General features: G+C 35.8%; 23 protein-coding genes. 11 read left to right on the plus strand and 12 right to left on the minus strand.

Translation table 11 applies throughout. The annotated features are described in order from the left end of the window. Window positions 1-261: 261 nt before the first annotated feature. The 5 genes from AAC388_RS09510 to AAC388_RS09530 all read right to left on the minus strand — a co-directional run bounded on the left by AAC388_RS09510 (window position 262) and on the right by AAC388_RS09530 (window position 4,511). Window positions 262-1,386, minus strand: a complete 1,125-nt coding sequence (locus AAC388_RS09510; RefSeq protein WP_002113905.1) for an HRDC domain-containing protein — start codon at window positions 1,384-1,386, stop codon at window positions 262-264. Between the two features lie 332 nt (window positions 1,387-1,718). Continuing rightward, on the minus strand, window positions 1,719-2,315 hold the full coding sequence (recR, locus tag AAC388_RS09515) for a recombination mediator RecR (RefSeq protein WP_002113756.1): 597 nt from the start codon (window positions 2,313-2,315) through the stop codon (window positions 1,719-1,721). Between the two features lie 9 nt (window positions 2,316-2,324). Beyond that, window positions 2,325-2,654, minus strand: a complete 330-nt coding sequence (locus tag AAC388_RS09520) for a YbaB/EbfC family nucleoid-associated protein (protein WP_002113538.1) — start codon at window positions 2,652-2,654, stop codon at window positions 2,325-2,327. 265 nt (window positions 2,655-2,919) lie between these two features. Then, window positions 2,920-3,156 carry a hypothetical protein gene (locus AAC388_RS09525; RefSeq protein ID WP_342370506.1) on the minus strand — a complete coding sequence of 79 codons (237 nt, stop codon included), beginning with the start codon at window positions 3,154-3,156 and terminating at the stop codon, window positions 2,920-2,922. A 167-nt stretch (window positions 3,157-3,323) separates the two neighbouring features. After that, window positions 3,324-4,511, minus strand: coding sequence for an O-succinylhomoserine sulfhydrylase (locus tag AAC388_RS09530; protein WP_032006131.1), 1,188 nt, complete (start codon window positions 4,509-4,511; stop codon window positions 3,324-3,326). Window positions 4,512-4,647: 136 nt separating this feature from the next. Between AAC388_RS09530 and AAC388_RS09535 the strand changes: the two genes are divergently transcribed. Next, window positions 4,648-5,733: an alpha/beta fold hydrolase gene (locus tag AAC388_RS09535; RefSeq protein ID WP_325752791.1), complete on the plus strand. Its 1,086-nt coding sequence runs from the start codon at window positions 4,648-4,650 to the stop codon at window positions 5,731-5,733. Between the two features lie 113 nt (window positions 5,734-5,846). Here the strand turns inward: AAC388_RS09535 and AAC388_RS09540 are convergent, their stop codons facing one another. Then, window positions 5,847-6,311: a hypothetical protein gene (locus AAC388_RS09540; RefSeq protein WP_033849959.1), complete on the minus strand. Its 465-nt coding sequence runs from the start codon at window positions 6,309-6,311 to the stop codon at window positions 5,847-5,849. Window positions 6,312-7,166: 855 nt separating this feature from the next. Here AAC388_RS09540 and AAC388_RS09545 point away from each other — a divergent pair. From AAC388_RS09545 to AAC388_RS09555, 3 genes are all read left to right on the plus strand, one after another. Further along, a complete protein-coding gene (locus AAC388_RS09545; protein ID WP_002122146.1) occupies window positions 7,167-7,436 on the plus strand; it encodes a YARHG domain-containing protein in 270 nt (89 codons plus the stop codon). A gap of 17 nt (window positions 7,437-7,453) precedes the next feature. Then, window positions 7,454-7,867, plus strand: a complete 414-nt coding sequence (locus AAC388_RS09550) for an HIT family protein (RefSeq protein WP_342370507.1) — start codon at window positions 7,454-7,456, stop codon at window positions 7,865-7,867. 255 nt (window positions 7,868-8,122) lie between these two features. Further along, window positions 8,123-9,229, plus strand: a complete 1,107-nt coding sequence (locus AAC388_RS09555) for a porin (protein ID WP_342370508.1) — start codon at window positions 8,123-8,125, stop codon at window positions 9,227-9,229. Between the two features lie 112 nt (window positions 9,230-9,341). On the opposite strand, the gene AAC388_RS09560 is transcribed toward AAC388_RS09555, so the two are convergent. Both AAC388_RS09560 and AAC388_RS09565 read right to left on the minus strand, forming a co-directional pair. Beyond that, window positions 9,342-9,932, minus strand: a complete 591-nt coding sequence (locus AAC388_RS09560; protein WP_239968671.1) for a YidB family protein — start codon at window positions 9,930-9,932, stop codon at window positions 9,342-9,344. A 99-nt stretch (window positions 9,933-10,031) separates the two neighbouring features. After that, the gene (locus tag AAC388_RS09565; protein ID WP_342370509.1) at window positions 10,032-10,493 is read right to left on the minus strand and encodes a DUF6231 family protein; all 462 of its coding nucleotides are present in this window, start codon (window positions 10,491-10,493) and stop codon (window positions 10,032-10,034) included. Window positions 10,494-10,532: 39 nt separating this feature from the next. On the opposite strand from AAC388_RS09565, the gene AAC388_RS09570 reads away from it, so the two are divergent. Next, window positions 10,533-11,402 carry a DUF2797 domain-containing protein gene (locus tag AAC388_RS09570; RefSeq protein ID WP_224991825.1) on the plus strand — a complete coding sequence of 290 codons (870 nt, stop codon included), beginning with the start codon at window positions 10,533-10,535 and terminating at the stop codon, window positions 11,400-11,402. Window positions 11,403-11,433: 31 nt separating this feature from the next. Here AAC388_RS09570 and lpxB read toward each other — a convergent pair whose 3' ends face one another. Then, window positions 11,434-12,609, minus strand: a complete 1,176-nt coding sequence (gene lpxB, locus AAC388_RS09575) for a lipid-A-disaccharide synthase (protein WP_342370510.1) — start codon at window positions 12,607-12,609, stop codon at window positions 11,434-11,436. 221 nt (window positions 12,610-12,830) lie between these two features. Here lpxB and AAC388_RS09580 point away from each other — a divergent pair, with 221 nt between their 5' ends. The 4 genes from AAC388_RS09580 (at window position 12,831) to AAC388_RS09595 (ending at window position 17,159) form a co-directional block, all read left to right on the plus strand. After that, on the plus strand, window positions 12,831-14,966 hold the full coding sequence (locus AAC388_RS09580) for a TonB-dependent siderophore receptor (RefSeq protein ID WP_342370511.1): 2,136 nt from the start codon (window positions 12,831-12,833) through the stop codon (window positions 14,964-14,966). Between the two features lie 66 nt (window positions 14,967-15,032). Then, window positions 15,033-15,332: a hypothetical protein gene (locus AAC388_RS09585; protein ID WP_069123200.1), complete on the plus strand. Its 300-nt coding sequence runs from the start codon at window positions 15,033-15,035 to the stop codon at window positions 15,330-15,332. After that, complete coding sequence (locus AAC388_RS09590; RefSeq protein WP_342370512.1) at window positions 15,325-16,881, plus strand: PepSY-associated TM helix domain-containing protein; 1,557 nt, start codon at window positions 15,325-15,327, stop codon at window positions 16,879-16,881. The genes AAC388_RS09585 and AAC388_RS09590 overlap by 8 nt, the downstream gene beginning before the upstream one ends. Continuing rightward, entirely contained in the window at window positions 16,878-17,159 is a 282-nt protein-coding gene (locus AAC388_RS09595; protein WP_039761352.1) for a hypothetical protein, read from the plus strand. Before AAC388_RS09590 ends, AAC388_RS09595 begins: the two co-directional genes overlap by 4 nt. Here AAC388_RS09595 and AAC388_RS09600 read toward each other — a convergent pair. Beyond that, a complete protein-coding gene (locus AAC388_RS09600; protein ID WP_002122212.1) occupies window positions 17,134-17,250 on the minus strand; it encodes a hypothetical protein in 117 nt (38 codons plus the stop codon). The two genes, AAC388_RS09595 and AAC388_RS09600, sit on opposite strands and share 26 nt — an antisense overlap. Window positions 17,251-17,311: 61 nt before the next feature. On the opposite strand from AAC388_RS09600, the gene AAC388_RS09605 reads away from it, so the two are divergent. Together AAC388_RS09605 and AAC388_RS09610 are read left to right on the plus strand one after the other, a co-directional pair. After that, on the plus strand, window positions 17,312-18,199 hold the full coding sequence (locus tag AAC388_RS09605) for a sulfite exporter TauE/SafE family protein (protein WP_342370513.1): 888 nt from the start codon (window positions 17,312-17,314) through the stop codon (window positions 18,197-18,199). Between the two features lie 96 nt (window positions 18,200-18,295). Continuing rightward, a complete protein-coding gene (locus tag AAC388_RS09610) occupies window positions 18,296-19,405 on the plus strand; it encodes a 3-deoxy-7-phosphoheptulonate synthase (protein WP_342370514.1) in 1,110 nt (369 codons plus the stop codon). Window positions 19,406-19,477: 72 nt separating this feature from the next. Here AAC388_RS09610 and AAC388_RS09615 read toward each other — a convergent pair whose 3' ends face one another. Continuing rightward, the gene (locus tag AAC388_RS09615) at window positions 19,478-20,221 is read right to left on the minus strand and encodes an adenosylcobinamide-GDP ribazoletransferase (protein ID WP_342370515.1); all 744 of its coding nucleotides are present in this window, start codon (window positions 20,219-20,221) and stop codon (window positions 19,478-19,480) included. A 106-nt stretch (window positions 20,222-20,327) separates the two neighbouring features. Continuing rightward, complete coding sequence (locus AAC388_RS09620; protein ID WP_342370516.1) at window positions 20,328-21,896, minus strand: histidine-type phosphatase; 1,569 nt, start codon at window positions 21,894-21,896, stop codon at window positions 20,328-20,330. Between the last annotated feature and the right edge of the window lie 16 nt (window positions 21,897-21,912).

Consider the following 21,912-nt stretch of genomic DNA (forward strand, 5'->3'; position numbering starts at 1 on the left):
GAATTTTTCTCATTATATAAGTTAATTTAATTCATTATTGAAATTTCAAATTATATTTACTTTATTACATTATTTTATGAATTTTATCAGGTTAAATAATTATTTAGATAAACTACAGAAAATCTATTTTTTGTATACTTAGATATTATAATTAGCTCATTTTAAATAGTAATTAATTAAAAATTTAACAGCATGATTATGCTTTAGTTAAAAAGGCTCATCATATGATGAACCTTTAAATTTCTAATTATTTATTGCATTTTAAATAGATAAACTTTGTTTTTCTTCTTGAAACAACTGGATTAATGGTTGCGTTAATAACTCATAACGCCATCCTAATAGATAGTCAGGTAAATCCTGTTCATCCCCTTGACATAGAACATGTTGATGAATGGCGTTTAACCATTTTTTTCTCAACAACACTTCTTTAGGAATAGAAGTCTCATTTATTGCATGAGCAAGTACCATATCCATTTTATTTAAAGTCTCTTTAGACGTAATCTTAAATGGTTTTGCAATCTTTGATGGCCATTTGCTTTCGACTGGCAAATCTTTAAGAAGTTCTAAAATCGTTTTGCCGTACTCGCGAACTACGTTTGGACGAATATCTTTAACTTGCGAAAGTTGAAAGCTATTGCGTGGGTTCTTTTCAACCATATCAATCATGGTTGAATTTCTAAGAATAAAACTGCGTGGCTGATTCGTTGCTTTCACAATGTATTCACGCCATTCACTTAAATTTTGTAATTGCATTAGCTGACGACGTGAGTGACGATAATTTCCCACATCGGTATATAGTAATTCGTTAGGGGTTTCACTAATGATTTCTTTAGTTAGACTACTACAGTCCTCAAGAACATAGTTATAAAGCCCTTTCTGCTTAAGCTGTTCTTGAATATGATGAGCTAACTTCATTAAATACAAAACATCGTTAGCAGCATAACAAAGTTGTTGAGGCGATAAAGGTCTAGCTAACCAATCAGATCTGGTTTGATCTTTTTCAATATCAATATCAAGACAAAGTTTTAAAGCACCTTGGTAACTCACTTGCAGGCCATGACCTAAAAAAGAAAGGCCCACTTGAGTATCAAACACATTAAGCAAATCTTCTTGATCAGCATAATGATAGATTAAATCAATATCTTCTCCACATGCATGAAAAATGTTTTGCTGCGCGAGAAAAATCTTTTTCCAAAACTGACTTAGATCTAATGAAACACCATCCAACAGATAGACATCACCATTTACATTGACTTGGCATACTCCAAGTTTAGGCCAGAGTGTGTCAACCTTAATAAATTCTGTATCAAGTCCATATATTGAACATTGATCCATTTTTTGAAGAACATCAACCAATTCGGTTTGCTGTTGGATAAACTGAAACATGCTTTCTCAAGTATTGCAAAGAGTGCTTTAAACTCTGGTATATATAACATAGAAGCAGAAAAATGCCACTTAAACCTTTATGAATACTCTATTTTTGAACAATTTTTCGAAAATAGATAATTTTTTGATCTTTTATTTGTACTTTTTAAATTTATCTCCAAATGTTCTTTATTTAAAATTTATAAGATCTTTTTCATTCTTATATTCATATTTTATTTAAACTATCTTTAATAATAAAAGACAGAATAATATTTATGTTTAATAACTGAATTTAATTAATAAATTTAATCAAATTGATAGTACATTCATTAATGAAATAAGCATCGGAATGCTTATTTCATTCTCATGCGGTTATGCACTGCCTGACTTAAAGTATGGCTATCTACGTATTCGAGTTCACCACCCTGAGGTACACCTTGAGCAATACGCGTCATTTGTATTGGTAAATGTTTAGTCGCCTCTACCAAATAATGGGCTGTCGCTTGTCCTTCTACCGTCGCATTGGTTGCCAAAATGACTTCTTCAATAGTACCTTGGCTTAGACGCTGAATGAGATAAGGAATACCAATTTCTTCCGGACCAATACCATCTAATGGAGAAAGATGGCCACCTAAAACATGGTATTTTCCACGAAAGCTACCGCTTTGCTCAATCGCCATCACATCCGCTGGTGATTCAACCACACACAATAACTGATCATCTCTGTCAGTTGAGGCGCAAATATCACAAATTTCATGTTCAGTCAGAGAATGGCAGACACTACATTCATGTATATAACTTGAAGCCTCATGTAAAGCATGCGCTAATGCAAATGCCCCTTCTCGATTTTTCATCAAAAGATGTAAAGCCATACGTTGAGCCGACTTCGGACCAACGCTTGGCAATATACGTAAAGCTTGAACGAGTTGTTCAAATCTATCGCTAAACACTGAATTTCCTTAGAACATGCCCGCTAAGCCAGGTGGTAAACCCATACCAGAATTTGCTTTTTGCATTTTTTCTTCAGAAATCACTTCTGCTTGACGCACAGCATCATTTACTGCAGCAGCAATTAAGTCTTCAATCATGTCTGGTTCATCTTGAAGTAATTCTGGATTAATTTCGATGCGTTTTACGATATAACGGCCAGTCATTGTAACTTTAACTAAACCACCGCCCGCTTCAGCGTGTACTTCAGTTTGAGCAAGCTCTTCTTTAGCCTTTTTTATATTTGATTCCATATCTTTTTGCATGCGCTGCGCTTGCTGCATAAGCATATTGATATTCATAAACCTAACTCCGTATCTCTATCAAATATTTCAAGTAATATTGATAGTCACATAACACTGCAAAACTTAAACTCTTTCTACTACCCCTATAGATCATCAAGATCATTGAGGTTAGTACGTTTAAATCAAAATTAATCCGTAATTCTGACACAATAAATCAATGTTTTCTATTGGTATCTATGAAACTATTTTCTATGGTCAATCCACTATAAAGCTTTTATGTAGAAAACTTTTGATGAGTAGAAAAAAGTAAAATTTAGAAAAGTTACTGGGCAGCCTGTAGACTTTTATTGTTTGTTTTATATTCACTTAAGGGAACTTTCTTGAACGAAGTATTGGCTTTTTCTATTGAAAGATCAGCATCTTGAACAGATTTGTTTGCATCATTAATTAATAATACAGTTTCACTCATCTGTGTTGGTTCATCTTTTTGGGCAAATACTCTATATCCAACCAGACCAACTACCCCTATCGTAACTAAAATAATTATTGGTTTAAGCATGACTAAAGACTCTCTTTGTTATTTTTATTAAATTTAGAACTTTTATACGTTGAAATTTTAGACTGATTTATAACAAAACGTAGACTTTTTATTGCTATTGTTGTTTATAAGTAACAAAAAAGCCACATTAAAATCTATGTGGCTTTTCCATAACAAACATAACTTAATTAGATTAAATCTAACCCACGCGAGATATCGCCAATAATATCATTAATATCTTCTAGACCAACAGAAACACGAATTAGACCTTCTTGAATACCAGCTGCTTCTTTTGCTTCAACAGAAAGTTTGCCATGAGTTGTGGTTGCTGGATGGGTAATCGTCGATTTCACATCACCTAGATTACCTGTAATCGAGATAAACTTAGTATTATCAATAACCTTCCACGCACCTTCACGCTCGCCTTTAACAACGAACGATACAATACCGCCAAAGCCATTTTGCTGTTTAGCAGCAAGTTCATGACCGTCATGAGCTGGTAAACCAGCGTAGTAAACCTTCTCTACCTTTTCATGAGTAGATAACCATTCTGCAAGAATTTGAGCACTCTCACAGTGTGCTTTCATACGTAAACGTAAAGTTTCTAGACCTTTTAAGAAAACCCATGCATTAAATGGGCTCATTGATGGTCCAAGCGTACGAACAACACCAAAAACTTCTTCTAACAACTGATGATTGCCAACAACAGCACCGCCTAATGCACGGCCTTGCCCATCTAGGTATTTAGTCGCAGAGTAAATCACAAGATCCGCACCAAACTTGAGTGGTTGCTGCAAAACAGGTGTACAGAAACTGTTATCAACCGCAAGTAATGCGCCATTCGCATGGGCGATATCTGCTAGTGCTTGTATATCTGCAATCTCAGCTAAAGGGTTAGACGGTGACTCAACAAAGAAAAGTTTGGTTTCAGGACGTACAGCATTTTTCCATTCGTCTAAATCACATAAATCAACAAATGTAATGTCTACACCAAACTTGGCAATATATTTTTCAAATAAGGCAACAACTGAACCAAAAACTGCTCTTGAGCAAATAACATGATCACCCGCTTTTAGATATGCCATAGCAACTGACAAGATTGCGCCCATTCCAGAGCTCGTCGCTACAGCTCGTTCAGCACCGTCTAAAGCTGCTAAACGTTTTTCGAACATCGATACAGTCGGATTAGTAAAACGAGAATAGATATTTCCTTGAACCTGACCAGAAAATTTTGCTGCAGCTTCAGCCGCATTTTCATATACAAATGATGAAGTCAAAAAAATCGGTTCGCCATGTTCGCCTTCAAAACTACGAGTATGTCCGGTACGAATGGCTAAAGTATCAAGTTGGTATTCTAAATCATCAGACTGGTGCATTAAATGTTCGCCTTTACTGGTCATGTACTAAAAAACTATCATCATTTTGAGTGTCTAGGGTATTTAAGGTCAAGGTAAACCTTAAAATTATCGCTTAGACTTTATTCAACTTTAATAAATAGTTGGTAAAAGTAAGATGAAACGCTTAAAGTCCCTTGTCTCTGAACAAAGTCAAATCAAGCATCTCTCTACCCGACTATTTCGTCCTCAAACATTAGTATTGTCACAAAGCACTCCGTTCGAAGTGATTGGTGAATTTAATCAAACCCGTATACGTTATTACGCAGCTACTCAAAAACAATTTAAAGAACCTTTAGTATTCGTTGCACCACTCGCTATTAATATGGCGATATATGATTTATATCCTTATCGTTCTCTTATTAAATACTTCCAAAATGCTGGTTTTGATGTCTATTTGGTAGATTGGGGCCGTTTAAAGTTTAAGGACAGACATCTTAACTTTTTATCATTTATTGAAGATTTCATTCCTAAAGCCATACAACTTGTCAGAACACACTCCAGAAGTGAACAAATCTCGCTTCACGGATGGAGTATGGCAGGTATATTCGTCACTTTATATACAGCGCATAATCATCCAAATTATGTTAAAAATCTTATTGTTCTTGGTAGTCCAATAGACAGTTATGCTTCTGGTTATATTGGAAAACTCTACCGAGCCATAAACAACGCGATTGGTCGCAATAAAAAAATTCAAGACCGTATTTATTCTGGATTGCCAAAACGTTTGATTCATAGCCCAGGAATTTTAAATTCTTTAGGCTTCAAAATTCTCGACCCTAAAGGCTGGCTCGATGGTCATATTCAATTACTTAAAAATCTTAATGATCTTCAGTTCGTACAAGAACATGCCACACTAAGTAGCTTTTTAAATAATATGATTGATTACCCGGGGGGAATTAATCAGGACATGTTGTTCAATGTTTGGCTACAAAATCCATTAAGACAAGGTTCTATTCAATTAAAAGATAAAAAAATCGAATTAAAAAATATTGACTGTTCACTCTTAGTTGGAGCTGGTCGTAGTGATCAACTGGTTACGGCTGATGCAGCTCAACCATTAAGTCAGTTAACCAGTAGCCAAGATGTCACATTTACTCTCATCCCTGGCGGTCATCTGGGCCTCATGTCGAGTCAGGCAAGTGCGCTGGAGTTCTGGCCACAACTAGCGAAATGGCTCACCGAAAGATCAACGCAAATTTAAGAATAAGGTCATGATTCAATCTATTGCTTTTATTCGCTTGGGTGGAATAAACCCTCGTATAACAGTGCATTTACCAATAATATTATTGTTTTAATAGAAAATTATTATTTTCATTATGAAGGCACTTTATTAACTTTTTTATAATCGGATGATTTAAAGTAATTTACAATCATCTGTGCACTTTTTTCAGAAGAGGCCTTGGCCTGCTCCAGTTTTGTTACATAAGGATTCGTCACTATACAGCTCGGTAGTAAACTATTTGTAAGCGGTGGAAACTTTTCCCTACCACCTAGAGTAATTTTTTCGATAAAACTTGCCAACCACATAATGTACTCACTTTTATTCTTATAAGTTGGCATTAAGCTGATATCGAGTTTAACTGTACATTCCTTTGCAGGCTTATTTAAACATTCTTCAAAATCAATAAAGTTATATTTTAGTTTATATGAAGTGTCTTTTATCTCTAGTCGAATAATACTAACTAAGCTATTCAAATGCTCGATCATATCCTCTGAGAAAAGCTTTTGCTCTTCAAATTTTTTATAAACTCTTTCAGCAATTAGTAAAAATTGTGGCATCACCTATTCCTTTAATATTTAGTCTTAACGAATGACTAGATCCTTTAAGGAAGTATGATGGATATACTATTACTATATGTAAGGGTCTGATGCTATAAAGTAACGACTAGAGCAATTGTGAAAGTGATCCATCTATTTGATCACAAAAATACAATATCGTGTATGATAATTATCATTATAAACCGTTTATTTTTCATGATTTGAAATGACTTTAATAAAAAAAGCCTATTTCATTTGGAGAAATAGGCTATAAAAACAAAAAACTATCAAACGCAGCAATTATGGGCCATATAATAAGACTTTAAATATGTAAAATCAATGCATCTTTCAGGTGAATTTTAGTCTTAAATAAAAGTCGAAAATAATTTTGTCTCTGTTTCAATAAGAGAAGCCCATTTCCGTCTAAAATAAATGGGCCTAGTGAATTTCACCTAATCCTAAAATACAAAATGTGATAATTATCACGCTTTGTTTTTTGATCATGGCATTAATATCTTTCTTTTCCATTAAACAAAATTCAAACTAAAACTGTCTTTTCAGCAAAAGATGAGTCATAAATATGGCTTTTCTACGAACTTTTTGATTTTTTATTTAATAGAAGCAAGTCCCCTATTTCATTCATTATGAGCAATTACAAGGTATTAGAGAGTAGTTGAATTATGGAAAGATATATAAAAATTTAGTTAAGTTTTTGTTTTTATTGTTTATTTTTAAAACATTGATATATAAAGATTTTATTCATTTTTTGCCCAAAATTCAAACCAAAATGACACTTGAGTAATTAATAGTCATTGAAATATTGGTAAGAAACCTTATATTGAGTACAGGTTCATACCTTTAACTGAGGAAAAGCTCATGAATAAATTTATGGTTGCAGTTTTTACTGGCATGGTGAGCATTGCTAGTTTAGGCGTACAAGCTGCAACACCTGAGCAAGAATGTCAAAAATTGCAAGATGATTACAATTTGATTTATGCGTCAAAAGGCTTTTGTTTTAAAGATCCTGATGCTAAAGAAAAATATGGTAATGAAAACTGTCATACGACAAAACCAAAGTTTTCTGACAAAGAGCAACAACGTCTTGACGCTATTAAAGAACGTCAAAAAGAATTGAAATGTAAATAATTTTAAAGGAATAATACATGGCATATGATGATCAAAATATCTTCGCAAAAATTTTACGTGGAGAACTTCCAGCGATAAAAGTCTATGAAGATGATCAAGTTCTAGCTTTTATGGATATTATGCCTCAAGCCGATGGTCATACATTAGTTATTCCAAAAACACCTGCTGTAACACTGCTGGACTTACCTGCTGAAGTAGCAGCCTATACTATACAAATTGTTCAAAAGATTGCTAAGGCAATGGAAAAAGCACTCAATTTGGAAGGTATTGTATTGATGCAACTTTCTGGAGCAGCAGCAGGACAAACTGTTCCACATGTTCATTTTCACCTAATTCCAACAAATGTGCATCATCTTGGACGCCATGCTGTTGAGTTAGGGGATCAAGAAAAAATTAAAGAATTAGCTGAAAAAATTAAAGCAGCTCTCTGATTTTTATATGGTTAAAGCGGAGTTTAGACTCCGCTTTTTTTCGTCTAAAAACTATCAAAAATGAAAACAATTAATTTATTTCTAAATTTTAAACGTCATAAAACTGTCATTTATTCTTCACTTCTCTGTCACAAATTTTGCCGATACTGCTTAGCAAGTTGGTGAGCTTTTGTAACTTTTTGTACATAAGTCAACTACAAAATAAATAGTTAGCTAGGCATACGCCATTTTTAAATACCTTTTGGAGAAATCTCAATGAAGAAATTGCTACTCGCTGCCGCAGTTGCAACTTTGAGCGTAAACGCGGTGCAAGCAGCGCCAACTTTGTATGGCAAACTAAATGTTTCTATTAACCAAGTTGATAATAAAAATTTCGATGGTAAAAGTGACGTTACCGAAGTTAACTCAAACTCTTCTCGTATTGGGGTAAAAGGCGAAGAGAAATTAACTGACAAGTTATCTGCTGTTTATTTAGCTGAATGGGCAATTTCTACTGATGGTTCAGGTTCTGATACTGACCTTAGTGCTCGTAACCGTTTTATCGGTTTAAAAACTGAAGGTGTTGGTACATTAAAAGTAGGTAAGTATGATTCTTACTTCAAAACAGCTGCTGGTGGTAACCAAGACATCTTTAATGACGATACACGTTTAGATATTACTAATATCATGTATGGTGAAAACCGTTTAGACAACGTGATCGGTTTTGAATTAGACCCTAAATTATTAGCTGGTTTAACATTCAATATCATGGCTCAAACTGGTGAAAGCACTTCTGATAGCAAACCGGGTGAAACTGGTAAAGATAGCAAAAATGATAGTTTCGACTCTGTATCAACTGCGCTTGGCTACGAAAACAAAGATATTGGCTTAGCAGTAGCTGCTGCTGGTGACTTTGGTATTAAAGGTAAATATGCGGCTTATGGTCTGAAAGATGTTTATACAGATGCTTACCGTGTAACTGGTTCTTATGACATCGCAAAATCAGGTTTTGTTGTAGGTGCTTTATGGCAACATGCTGAACCTACTGATGATTTGACTGCATATGGTCAATCATATAAATCAGATGGTTCAATCGATAAAGCTGGTAAAGCTTACCGTGGTTTAGAGGAAGAAGCATATGCAGTAACAGCTGCTTATAAAATTCCTAACACTAAACTTAAAGTGAAAGCAGAATATGCTTCAGCTGAAACACAAGTAAGTGGTCAAGCAGATCGTAAAATCGACTTATATGGTTTAGGTCTTGATTACCAAATTAACAAGCAAGCTCGCTTCTACGGCATTGTTGCTCAACAAAAACGCGACTGGCTGAATGATGACGACAAGCAAACTGTAGTAGGTACTGGTATCGAATATAACTTCTAATCAGTTATGTTTGATTCATATCTAAAATAAAAGGGCTCATGCCCTTTTATTTTATGGTACTAAATATAAAAAAGCCGATATAAAAGTTATCGGCTTTTTTGAAGTTTATATCTTATTTTAAGAAACCACTTACAAGGTTCATAACGTTTTGGATATCTTGATTTGCTTCTTGATGATCTGTACTGTCACCCTGAGGTGTTAATGAATCAATAACCTGAGGTAAGACTGAAGCAATTGCTCCGTAAACTTGCTCTTTTGGTGCTTGGGCTTGCTCGGCAACTTGTTCAATATCGGCTGGATTAAATAAACTCTGTAATTGCTGAGTCGGAACTTCGCTATTACTTTGATTTGGATCAACCCAGCTTTGAACCTGACTTCCTAAACCCGCACCTTTCAACTTTTCTAATGCAGCCTGTAAACCACCTTGTTGCTGCACCCAACCCAAGATTAAAGGCACAACTGCAATTAATAAACTTTGTACGCCGCCACCTGCTTGAGGTGTGTTGTTATTGCCAGTGACTTGTCCTAATACAGAACCTAGTACGCCTCCCAAGCCACCTTGAGTACCAGATGAAGTATTACCGCCCATTTGTCCGAGTACTGAACCTAAAATTCCACCTAAACCACCTTGACCTGCTGCTTGCTGATTCCCACCTAAAGCTTGCTTAGCCAAAACTTCTACAATGTTGCTTAAATTTGTCATGTGTAACTCTTATGTATGGTTTATACATGAGCATACGCGGATTCTTGTTAAGACAGCAAAAGCCAAATTGTTAAATTTTGAAAGAGATTTAGTGCTCTTTTACCAACGGAATTTATTCCAGTTTTCTGGATTTGCCCAAAATTTTGAATTAAACCAATCTGGCACATGTTTATAGGTCAAGATGTTAAATTGCCATAAAGCAAAATCACTATCATGTGAAGTTTTATCAATGAGTTGCGTAAAACCTAAAGAACGTAATAACTGTTCATCACTGCGCTTGCTCACGACAACAATGCGTTTTGCTAATAAATCTCTTAGCTTCACTAATAATTGTGATTTTTGCATATCGCTGATGTTCTGCATTTCCTCAGTATCGAACAATACAAAACCCAAATCATAACGCTGAGTAAAAGGCAGACTTAAAAGCTCAGTTACGGTAAAATAGTGCCATTGAATTGCGTTATTCTGGTCAATTTTCTGGCCAATACAAAGTGCAGTATGAATGGGCTGTTCGTTTGTTAAATCGTCTAGCATAGAAGTGATGACATTTTGTTCAGCCATAACTGCAACCCTTAATTGAAAGATGTGAGTTTAAACTTTATGGAACTACAAGGCATTTGCCATAAAATGCATGCAGGCCTAAAAGATGCTAGTGTAACTGATCAACAGACAACCAAGGCAAATGTTGAATACAAATTTGTATTAGACCGTTCAGAAATTGATCTTCCTTTTAATTTAGGACAAGAACTAGAAATCGAATGGACAGGTAATATTTATTGCACGTCATGTGGCACTAAAACACCGAAATCTTATTCTCAAGGTCACTGCTTTAAATGTTTTAAAACGAAAGCGGAATGTGACCTTTGCATTATGAAACCTGAAACATGTCACTATCATTTAGGCACATGCCGTGAAGATGATTTTGCCCATAATGTTTGTTTCCAGCCTCATATTGTATATTTGGCAAACTCTAGTGCTTTAAAAGTGGGAATTACCCGCGTTAGCCATATGCCAGGTCGTTGGTTAGATCAAGGCGCAACTCAAGCCTTACCTATTTTAAAAGTTGGATCACGCCGTTTATCTGGTCAGCTTGAAACCATGTTTGGCTCTTTAATTGCTGATAAGACAGATTGGCGTAAACTTCTCAAAGGCGAAGCTGAACCGTTAAATATGGTTGAACAACGTGATCAATTAATTGAAGAGTTTGCACCTAAAATTCAATCTATTCGTGAGGAATTCAGTCAAAACCTTGAATTTAACGAAACTGTTGAATTATTAGAAAACGAATTACCACGTGAGTTTGTTTACCCAGTTGAGCAATATCCTGAAAAAATTAAGTCTCTAAATCTGGATAAAACACCAAAAATTCGCGGTGTATTACAAGGTATTAAAGGCCAATATTTAATTTTTGACATTGGTGTTATCAACATTCGTAAATATACGGGTTATGAGCTCATCGTACGTGCATAAATAGAAAAGGCATTCATAAGAATGCCTTTTTTTACTTTTCAAGTACTTTTAGGATTGCCTGTACTGGATCTTCTGTATTTCCAGAAATAAGCTGTTTATGCATAGTTAAATGTTGCATCACTTGAATTTGAGCAGTTTCCACATTCATCAGTTTTTCTATTTCAGCTGCTAAATTTTCTGGTGTTGCATCGGCTTGAATAAGTTCTTCAATTACTTTTTTACCCGCAATAATATTGGGTAAAGAATAATAAGGAATTTTCACTAAAAACTTGGCAATTAAGTAAGTTAACCAATGCAACTTATAGAAAGTGACCATCGGTCGGTGCATTAACATTGCTTCTAATGTCGCCGTTCCAGATGCTAAAGCGATAATGTCACTCGCATTCATGACCATACGGCCAATTTTAGATTCACTATCCGTATTTTCTAAAATATGAATTTTTGCTTTTAACTGAGGTGCTAATTGTTCGACACCCTGCTCAATCTGTTGTTTACGAGCATCGTTAATCGCGGGAATCAAAAATTGAATGTCTGGATGTTTCGTATTCAAAATATTAGCAGCCCCCAGCAGCATAGGAAGAAGTCGTTCCACTTCTCCTTTTCGGCTACCTGGTAACAAAGCAATATATTTCTGATTTTCATCAATACCTAATTGTTGTTTGGCAATTTGAATCGGATTCTCAACCGGTAATTGTTTAGCTAATGGATGTCCTACGAATGCTGCTGGAACTTCATATCGTTCATAGAAGACTTTTTCAAAAGGAAATAAGCACAGTACTAAATCGACACTCTGTTTGATGCCGTGAACACGTCCTTGGCGCCATGCCCAAACCGAAGGACTCACATATTGAACAGTTTTTATTGGAAGATTCTTTTCCTTAATACTTTTTGAAAGTCTGAGGTTAAAGTCAGGTGCATCAATTCCAATAAAAATATCAACTGGGTTTTGAGTCCATTGACTGATTAGACCATCCCTCACGGCAAATAGCTTTTTTAAGTCTTTTAAGACCTCAACAATTCCCATCACAGACAGAGTTTCCATTGGGTAATAACTGTTAAAACCTTCAGCAATCATTTGAGGACCACCGATTCCCTCAAATTCGGCATCGATTCCTTGTTCTCGGAAACTACGCATAAGCTTAACGCCGAGCGTATCTCCAGAAACTTCCCCAACTACAATGCCTATTTTAAGTTTTCGATTTGCCAAGGCGACTTACCCAAGAATTTGAAATAACGCATTCTAGCATATAGGTTTCCCAATCTTGAACTCGAAAGAAATCTCGGTATTAAAAGTAAACATGGATTATTACTATCTAAAATTACATTCATCACCTACTTTTTAATCTAAATTAACAATGTTATTTGAATTGTAGCTTACATTCACAAACAATAAAATAAATGAGAATTATTTACATTATCTTTAATCTTATGAATATCCCACCTCGACCATTTAAGCTTACCGTAATCGCCTGCGCGATTTGTTATGCGAACCTCTCTTATGCTCAAGACTCAGAGGTACAAGCTTTACAGACGATTCAAATTAAAGCATCAAATGCTGAACAGTCTTCTGAACAAACTAAAGCATATAATGTTAAAAATTCGAGTAGTGCAACCAAGCTTAATATTGAGGCTAAAGAAACTCCTCAAACCATTAACGTCGTTACTCGTCAGCAAATAGAAGATTTTGGTCTTACTAGTACTCGCGATGTTTTAAAAAACACCCCTGGTGTAACAGTATCTAATCAAGAAACTGAGCGAACTACCTATATGGCTCGTGGCTTTGAGATTTCAAATATATTAACTGACGGCGTGGGTTTTCCCCTCTCAGGTTATAACTATAACAATACGAATCCTGATACTTATTTCTATGATCGTGTAGAAGTGGTTAAAGGAGCTGACTCTTTAACTAATGCATTTGGTGATCCAAGCGCTACAATTAATAATATTCGAAAACGCCCGACTCAAGAATTCCAAGCAAGTGGTGGCGTAAGTTATGGCTCTTGGGATACGCAGCGTTATGAAGCTGATGTCTCTGGCGCAATAATACCGAGTGGAAAAGTACGTGGCCGTATTATGGGCTATGAACAAACTGGTGATTCTTACCTTGATCGGTATTCTTCTGAGAAAAATGGTTTCGCAGGTATTATTGAAGCTGATTTGACAGATAGCACTTTACTTACCGCAGGTTATAGCCAAGAACAAAATAAACCTAATGCAAATAACTGGGGTTCTCTGCCTTTATTAGATGCCAATGGTAAACAAATTTCATATGATCGCTCATATAATCCAAACCCTGACTGGGCACACTGGGATAATGAGACACAAAATGCTTTTGTTGAATTAAAACAAAAAATTAATGATCAGTGGACTGCTAAGCTAACTTACAACTATCTTGATACGAAGCATAATAGCCGTCTTCTCTATTACTATGGTTATCCAAAAGCTGATGGATCAGGCGTTTCTCTAACCCCGTGGGGCGGTCAAGAGCACCAAGAAAAACATGCTGTCGATTTTAATCTCGAAGGAACATATAAACTTTTCAATCGAGAACATGAGGCATCCTTAGGCTACAGCTATGTACGTAGTCATCAGCAAGATAAACAATCTACAGGAACGATTAACGATAGTAAGGTTATAAAATCAACCACTATCGATTGGTCAAGTTGGACACCGCAATCTATAACTTGGTCAGATTTCACAGAAGCTGCAAACTATAAGCAGAATATTAATTCCATCTATGCTGCGACACGCTTACATCTTAATGAAGATTTAAAACTTTTACTTGGTGCAAACTATGTCCAAGCTGAAAGTAAAGGTGAAAGTTATGGTTCACCAATGTCATATAGTGAAAGTAAAGTCTCACCATATGTTGGACTAACTTATAACTTTACACCTGAATATACAGGTTATATGAGTTACACCTCAATTTTCCGTCCTCAAACTGGTATTGATAAAGATACGAATCAAGCTTTAAAACCTATTGATGGTAAAAGCTATGAAATGGGCGTAAAAAGTTCATGGCTAGATGACCGTTTAACAGGCACACTTTCAGTATTTAAAACTGAACAAAATAATTACCCTCTACGCAGCTCTGATGGAAATCCACTTAATCGAAAAGTACCAACGAGTGATTTAGAGTCACAAGGTGTAGAGGTCGGTCTATCAGGTCAAATTACTGATAACGTAAATCTTTCTTTCGGTTATGCTCAATTTAGTATTAAAGATACTAAAAATGGTGGCGAGGCAAGAACCTACAATCCAAACCAGACACTTAACTTGCTAACCACCTATACTCCGCCAGTTTTACCTAAACTGAAAGTTGGTGCAGGTTTACAATGGCAAGATGGGATAAAGTTATATGATTCAAATGTAAACAGTACGATCAAACAAGATGCATATGCTTTAGTCAATTTAATGGCAAGCTATGAAGTCAATGATTATATTACGCTTCAAGCAAATGGTAATAATATTTTTGACAAGAAATATTTAAATAGTTTCCCCGATGGGCAAGCTTTTTATGGCGCTCCAGCCAACTATACAGTTGCTGTAAAGTTTAAATATTAATACCGTAGCCAATCCCAATTTAGGGATTGGCTTTACTTATTATTCTTTGTGTATGTGTCAGTAAAGATGTCCAAAACTGTAAATCTCCCTGTGTCATATCGTATAAAAGTTTTCTATCGATTCTTGCTAGTTTTCGGTATGGGCTTTGCCTGTATGGCCTATTTAAGTCTTGGACTCACTGGAATTTTCCTTTTGAATCTGGACAAAGCTGAGGCTATCTATCTTTCAGCATTTATAGCGATTTTATTTTACGTAGTCTTTGTGATTGTTGGGTTCTGCATTCAATCATTAGTACGACTGACCATTTTATCAATCGCACTATTTGCCCTTTTCTTTATTGTGACACGGACGGTGGGTTATGCATAAAGGTATACGTCAATCTATGGCATGGCTACACTCATGGACTGGCTTAATTTTTGGATGGCTCGTATTTGCCATTTTCTTAATGGGTAGCCTATCTTATTACCGCCACGAAATTAATTTATGGATGCAGCCTGCACTTGCACAATATGAAGTAAAGCAAGATATTGCTATTAAAACAGCATATCAATATTTACAAGAAAACGCTCCAGATGCCAAATCTTGGTATTTAACAGTTGCTACACCAGAAAGTCCCGTCAACACTATGTATTGGGAAAAAGCTGACGGCGGTTATGGCAATGCCACACTTGATGCTAATACGGGAAAAGAACTTCAACTTTCGGAAACTCTAGGCGGCGATTTTTTTTACCGTTTCCATTACCAACTTTTTGGCATTCCAATAATAGTTGGGCGATTAGTCGTGTGTCTTGCAGCATTTATTATGCTGATTGCTTTGGTTTCAGGCATTATTACCCATAAAAAAATATTCACTGACTTTTTTACTTTACGTACATTTAAGTCTCAGCGTTCATGGCTAGACTTTCATAATATTTCTTCAGTCGTTGCTCTGCCCTTCTTTTTAACCATTACATTTACAGGCTTAGCTATTTTCTTTTATTTATATCTACCTTGGGGAATGCAAAAACTTTACCCTGAAAACCCTTATCAATATTTTACCGAAATACGTACAAAGACTGTACTTGAGAACCAATCAATTCAGCCTGCTCAAAACTTAGCTATTGATAAGCTATTGAACCAAGTTCAACAAAGTTGGGGCAACCAACCCTTATCAACAATGAGTGTAAAAAATCCAAATACCAATCAAGCTCAAATTACATTTATTCAAAAAGAAGATCGCACTATTACTCGTAATCAACCTCAAATTACATTAAATGCTTCAACTGGCAAAGTCTTGGCAGATACACGTAATAATAGTCCTATTGCCACGCTAAATGCGGGTGTTTATGGCCTGCACATGGCAACATTTGCTCAGCCTTTACTTCGTTTAGGATTCTTTTTCTCAGGCATTTTAGGCTGTGTAATGATTGCCTCTGGTTTGTTACTTTGGAGTCTTAAACGCCAAATTCAAAATAAAAGTAGTCAGTTTCATTTCGGACACTATTTAGTTGACCGTTTAAATGTTGCAGCATTTGTAGGATTGCCGTGTGCAACTGTCGCCTACTTAAGCGCTAATCGATTATTTACAGTTACTTCAACCACAATCAATTATGAAATTTATAGCTTTTTCTTGGTTTGGCTAATCAGCTTAATCATTGCTTTCATCACTAAAAAGCAGCATTTGTGGCGAACTCAACTTTGTGTTTTTATTATGCTGTGTCTTGCACTTCCAATCTTAAATCTAATTTATTTACTTAAACATGAGTATGTTCAAAGCCTCAGTGATTATTGGACCTTTGCACGTGTAGATGTATTTTTGTGGATCTTTGCAGCATTAGCTATTTTTATATTCTTCAAAATTCAACCTATTCAGCATAAAGCTGTCGCAAAAATTCAAAAAAAGCTGAATAAATTAAATACTGAGGTGAGCTCATGATTCTTATAGCTTTCATCTTAATTTTATTAGGGATGTATTTGTTGTTTATAGCGAGCGAGAAATATCGATCGCCGAAATCAACAGGTCATTTCAAATCATTAGCTCAAAAATATTACCGGCACTTTAAAATAGCTGCATTCATGCTATTTGGTTTATGTGCATTTATTCTTATTCAACAATATAAATTTTCAATTGGTTTTGTCAGTTGGTGGATCTTTGCAACGCCATTAACTTTTATTCTTATACTTTTAATTAACCCACTAAAGTCATTAAAATAATCATTTTCTTTAAAAAATGATGAAAAATAGTACAAGCTAAGCAAAATTTTCGTTGCTTAGCTTTTTTTTGCATAAGTAAATCATTATTCATGACAACTGTTTATCTCTAAAAGGAATAAGATATCTGCGTTTCGTGATAAGTGGCGATAAAGATGTCTGGTGCTTTTGAATTTATCTTAGCGGGTATGTTAGTTGGTTTCTGTGTAGGGATTACGGGAGTTGGTGGTGGATCATTAATGACACCAATTTTAATTGGTCTTTTTAGAATTGAACCTCATATCGCGATTGGTACCGATTTACTTTATGCTGCAATCTCAAAATTTTGTGGATCAATGGTTCACGCTAGAAAACTCAATATTGTCTGGCCAATTGTTTTATGGTTGGCTGTAGGTAGTATTCCTGCATCTTTCGGTACTTCATGGGTACTTGAGCATTATTTAAGCCAGTCAACACACTATAAAGCTGTACTCACCATGGTATTAGGCTTTATGTTGACGTTAACTGGTGTTTCCATCATTTTCCGTACGCGCATTGAGAAATTCTTTAATAAATTCAGAGCTAAAGAAGTTAACCAAACTGAAAATGAGCAGTTAGCAATCCATAAAAAACGTAGCTTTATCGTGATTATGGGCATCATTTTAGGTGTATTCGTAACACTTTCATCAGTTGGTGCAGGTGCATTTGGGATCATGGCACTTGTGATTATGTTCCCGAACTTACCTATGATCCGAATTATTGGGTCGGATGTTGTACATGCAGTATTGCTTACCTTAGTGGCTGGCCTTGGACACATGAGTGCTGGTAACGTCGACTTTACACTTCTGATGTGGTTATTGGTGGGTTCAATTCCAGCAATTATTATTGGAACATTAATTAGCTCTCGTATGCCTGAACGTTTAATCCGAAAAATTCTAGGGATTACCCTATTTGCCCTCGGTGTTAACTTTATGGTTCATCCAGTCAAAGCAAAACCGAAAGCACCTGTGGTACAACAACAAGCAGTAGTTGCCGAAAAAACAGGCAACTCGACTGAAAGATAGTAAAATCAATAGGATTTTTCCAATCTGAAATACCATGAGATGTAGTATTTTCATAATTATTTCATGGTATATTCAGTACACAAAACAACCTTTAGTATGATCGAACCAGTGACAGCAATGACTACACATTCAAATTCCGTTTCAAAGCCAGATATCGACGACGTTAATATTAAAAGCATTCAAACTCTTGTAACACCAAATGAGCTTAAGTCAGAACTTCCTTTATCTGATGTTGCTTCGCAAACTGTTCTAAAAGGCCGCGAAACTATTCGTAATATTTTAGATGGTTCAGATAAACGTTTGTTTGTTGTTATTGGTCCTTGCTCTATTCACGACCCAAAAGCTGCTCACGAATATGCTGATCGCTTAAAAGCGCTAAACGAAAAGGTTAAAGATACCCTATATCTAGTTATGCGTGTTTATTTTGAAAAACCACGTACAACAATTGGTTGGAAAGGCCTAATCAATGACCCAGATATGAACGACTCATTTAACATCGAAAAAGGTTTACGTATTGGTCGTAAACTCTTGCTTGAGTTAAATGAAAAAGGTTTGCCATGTGCAACTGAAGCACTTGATCCTAACTCTCCACAATACTATCAAGACTTAATTTCATGGTCTGCGATTGGTGCACGTACAACCGAAAGCCAAACTCACCGTGAAATGTCTTCTGGCTTATCTTCACCAGTTGGTTTTAAAAATGGTACAGACGGTGGCTTAACTGTTGCAACCAATGCGATGCAATCTGTTAAATATGGCCATAGTTTCTTAGGCCTAAATGAAGATGGCCAAGTTTCAATTATTAATACAAATGGTAACCCTTATGCACACGTTGTATTACGTGGTGGTAATGGCAAACCGAACTATGACGCAGGCTCGGTTGCAGAAGCAGAAAATGCTTTAGCAAAAGCTAAAGTGAGCAACAAAATTATGATTGATGCAAGCCACGCTAACTCGAATAAAGACCCGTACTTACAGCCGCTTGTTCTTAAAAATATTACTGAACAAATTTTAGATGGTAATAAGTCAATCGTAGGTATTATGGTTGAAAGTCACTTAAAAGGTGGACGCCAAGATATTCCTGACAATCTTTGTGACCTTGAATATGGTAAATCAGTAACTGATGGTTGTATCGATTGGGAAACTACTGAAAAGACCTTGCTTGAAATGCATGAAGCTTTAAAAGATGTTTTACCAAACCGCTAATTCATCTTTTTAAGATTGGAAATTAAGCCCTCATTTTTTGAGGGCTTTTTTATTTTTGGATGAAACTCAAAATTAAACTAAATAAAAATAACTCAAAACAAAAGCAAAGAGCAGCACGGTTTCACTTAGTTCAATCGCTGCACCAACTGTATCCCCCGTAATACCACCAATTCTTTTAATAAACAGATGTCTTAAATAAACGAGACTTATTAAAAAACTAATGATGGCAATAAGCCCTTGCAACTCCCAACACAAAGGTAATAGCAGAACGAACCCAATGATTATCCATGAGGCTGTTTTAGGTAAGTGATCTGTCAAAGAACGCCCTAAACCTTTTTCACGTACATATGGTGTGGTTAAAAACAAAATAGATGGCACCACACGCCCAAGGATAGGAACAAAGACTAAAAATAACGTTTGATGTTGTTCAATCAATACATAAACCAATGCGAATTTGAGCAAACATATGATAACTAAGCTGAGGACTCCAATTGGACCACAACTTGGATCCTTCATGATTTGTAAAGTTCGTTGTTTATCACCAAAACCGCCTACCCACGCATCGGCTGTATCTGCTAGCCCATCTAAATGCAGCCCACCTGTTAGCCAAATCCATAAAGTGATTATGATAGTTGCAAGCAAAAGAACGGGTAATTTGGCAAAAAAACAGGCAACAATAAAAAGTATGCCGCCAATAATCAGACCGACTAGAGGATAAAATAAAATAGCTCGACCATTTTGTTGCGCCGTTGGTATAGTCTTTAACTCAATAGGCAGAACAGTTAAAAATTGCAATGCAATCCAAAAAGGTGTCATATCCAAGTCTCTAACTGGTCTATATTTAAAAACAAATTGAATTATGAAGAAATAAAAATGGGAATAGCAATCCCTATTCCCATTAAAGACTTCAAAAACTGAAAAACTATTGCATTTGATAGCACTGTTTCAATTTGATGTAGTCGTAGTAAAAACTGGTTGGTGTATAACGTGCATAGTTACATGCAGATTTGAACAAAGTTTCTTTTTCGTTATAAAACATTTTTACCAAAGTATTGCCTTGGCTATTTTGGTAAATATCCCATTGGACATTTGCCGCCATAGGTGAAACTACGTCACCACGCCATGCGCTGGTTGAGTAATTATAAGTCTGACGTAGTGGTAAAGGCTGCATCATATTATGTAAATCCAGGCTGGTTGCCAAAGGAATAATAATTTCAGCATGGGCAAACCGTAAAACTGCTTTGTAAGGCTGAGCTTTATTCACCACGGCGTCAACTTGTTGGAACAGGTCCTGTTTAAGTCCTTGAGCAATTTCACTTGTGACTTGATTTGACTCTGTAAAACTTGGACCTTTTTCGTAAAAATCGTTTGCATCATTAAATTCAGCGTAGAATTTCGCAGCTTCTAACGGCATATATTTATCAAAATCGATACCTTTTAACTCATCTTTCATGCCACCAGAAATTGAATAGAGCTCATAAATATAAGCTGCTGCATCAACTGCACTGGCAATTGTATTTTTACCCTTACCTTTTTCGGTAATTTGCTCACCTTTAGGTGAAGTGACTGTAAAAGATCCAGTGTTGCTAAAACTATAACCTGTTGTACCAAGTTTTTTAATAAAGTCTGCTTTAAAAATCGGGCTGAGCACTGTTTGAGCTGTTTTTTCAGCCTCGGTATTTTTCGATAACTCATCTAACTTTTGTGCTAAATCTTTATTATTTTCTTCAAAATCTTGATAGGCCTGACTAGCATCATAAATTTTTTGTTGGCTAGCACTCAAGGGTTGAGCTAAGTCTTCGTCTGCATTCAAACTATGAAAATAGAGTTTGAAACGATCAACGCCACCATCTTCAACACTTGGCACGCTTTCCCTCGATAAATTGGTATAAGACAATGGAACAATTTTATCTTTCAGTGGCGGTCGTTGTTTGATGAGTTCAGCAGTGAAGAATTTTGCACTATCTACCGCACGATCCACCCCAGAACTCTGTACCAATATAGATGCTTGCGAGTTTAAAAGATTTGGTAAGCGCTGTAATAAGCGATCGGCAATGCCGCGGTGTTCTAAAATACCAGTCATGGTTTCATTCCCATAACCGTACTGGCGGATCCCTTCCACGCCATAACCTAATAAGATATTTGCCTTCATCATGGCTTCTAAACCAGCACCTAATTGCTCACCTAATGGTGTTAAGGCATTTTCTGATTTTGCCTGTTTCCATAAATTATAAAGTGCTAAATCATATTTCAGACTTGAGAGACCTCTTGAACCGTGACGTGCCACTAGCTCTGTAAAAACTGGCTGGAATCCATTCGGTGCTTGTTCATAGTTTTTTATTTCTTGTTGAGGTTGATAAGGTGTTTTCGTTTGATAATATTTTGATTGGTTTGTAGATGGTGTAGTTTGAGCTCCTTGATCATCATTATCGTTACACGCAACGAGTAATAGTGATGCAGCGAGTATAGTTGTTTTAAATAAAATATTCATAAGCCAGATGTGTGAT

The organism is Acinetobacter sp. D009 (assembly GCF_038562025.1).
Classification (GTDB): domain Bacteria; phylum Pseudomonadota; class Gammaproteobacteria; order Pseudomonadales; family Moraxellaceae; genus Acinetobacter; species Acinetobacter pittii.

What these genes read in the sequence shown, in the direction of transcription:
- AAC388_RS09510 (WP_002113905.1), bottom strand. Translation starts at nt 1,386, where the DNA reads ATGTTTCAGTTTATCCAACAGCAAACCGAATTGGTTGATGTTCTTCAA.
- AAC388_RS09520 (WP_002113538.1), bottom strand. Translation starts at nt 2,654, where the DNA reads ATGAATATCAATATGCTTATGCAGCAAGCGCAGCGCATGCAAAAAGAT.
- AAC388_RS09525 (WP_342370506.1), bottom strand. Translation starts at nt 3,156, where the DNA reads ATGCTTAAACCAATAATTATTTTAGTTACGATAGGGGTAGTTGGTCTG.
- AAC388_RS09530 (WP_032006131.1), bottom strand. Translation starts at nt 4,511, where the DNA reads ATGCACCAGTCTGATGATTTAGAATACCAACTTGATACTTTAGCCATT.
- AAC388_RS09535 (WP_325752791.1), top strand. Translation starts at nt 4,648, where the DNA reads ATGAAACGCTTAAAGTCCCTTGTCTCTGAACAAAGTCAAATCAAGCAT.
- AAC388_RS09540 (WP_033849959.1), bottom strand. Translation starts at nt 6,311, where the DNA reads ATGCCACAATTTTTACTAATTGCTGAAAGAGTTTATAAAAAATTTGAA.
- AAC388_RS09545 (WP_002122146.1), top strand. Translation starts at nt 7,167, where the DNA reads ATGAATAAATTTATGGTTGCAGTTTTTACTGGCATGGTGAGCATTGCT.
- AAC388_RS09550 (WP_342370507.1), top strand. Translation starts at nt 7,454, where the DNA reads ATGGCATATGATGATCAAAATATCTTCGCAAAAATTTTACGTGGAGAA.
- AAC388_RS09555 (WP_342370508.1), top strand. Translation starts at nt 8,123, where the DNA reads ATGAAGAAATTGCTACTCGCTGCCGCAGTTGCAACTTTGAGCGTAAAC.
- AAC388_RS09560 (WP_239968671.1), bottom strand. Translation starts at nt 9,932, where the DNA reads ATGACAAATTTAAGCAACATTGTAGAAGTTTTGGCTAAGCAAGCTTTA.
- AAC388_RS09565 (WP_342370509.1), bottom strand. Translation starts at nt 10,493, where the DNA reads ATGGCTGAACAAAATGTCATCACTTCTATGCTAGACGATTTAACAAAC.
- AAC388_RS09570 (WP_224991825.1), top strand. Translation starts at nt 10,533, where the DNA reads ATGGAACTACAAGGCATTTGCCATAAAATGCATGCAGGCCTAAAAGAT.
- AAC388_RS09580 (WP_342370511.1), top strand. Translation starts at nt 12,831, where the DNA reads ATGAATATCCCACCTCGACCATTTAAGCTTACCGTAATCGCCTGCGCG.
- AAC388_RS09585 (WP_069123200.1), top strand. Translation starts at nt 15,033, where the DNA reads ATGTCCAAAACTGTAAATCTCCCTGTGTCATATCGTATAAAAGTTTTC.
- AAC388_RS09590 (WP_342370512.1), top strand. Translation starts at nt 15,325, where the DNA reads ATGCATAAAGGTATACGTCAATCTATGGCATGGCTACACTCATGGACT.
- AAC388_RS09595 (WP_039761352.1), top strand. Translation starts at nt 16,878, where the DNA reads ATGATTCTTATAGCTTTCATCTTAATTTTATTAGGGATGTATTTGTTG.
- AAC388_RS09600 (WP_002122212.1), bottom strand. Translation starts at nt 17,250, where the DNA reads ATGAATAATGATTTACTTATGCAAAAAAAAGCTAAGCAACGAAAATTT.
- AAC388_RS09605 (WP_342370513.1), top strand. Translation starts at nt 17,312, where the DNA reads ATGTCTGGTGCTTTTGAATTTATCTTAGCGGGTATGTTAGTTGGTTTC.
- AAC388_RS09610 (WP_342370514.1), top strand. Translation starts at nt 18,296, where the DNA reads ATGATCGAACCAGTGACAGCAATGACTACACATTCAAATTCCGTTTCA.
- AAC388_RS09615 (WP_342370515.1), bottom strand. Translation starts at nt 20,221, where the DNA reads ATGACACCTTTTTGGATTGCATTGCAATTTTTAACTGTTCTGCCTATT.
- AAC388_RS09620 (WP_342370516.1), bottom strand. Translation starts at nt 21,896, where the DNA reads ATGAATATTTTATTTAAAACAACTATACTCGCTGCATCACTATTACTC.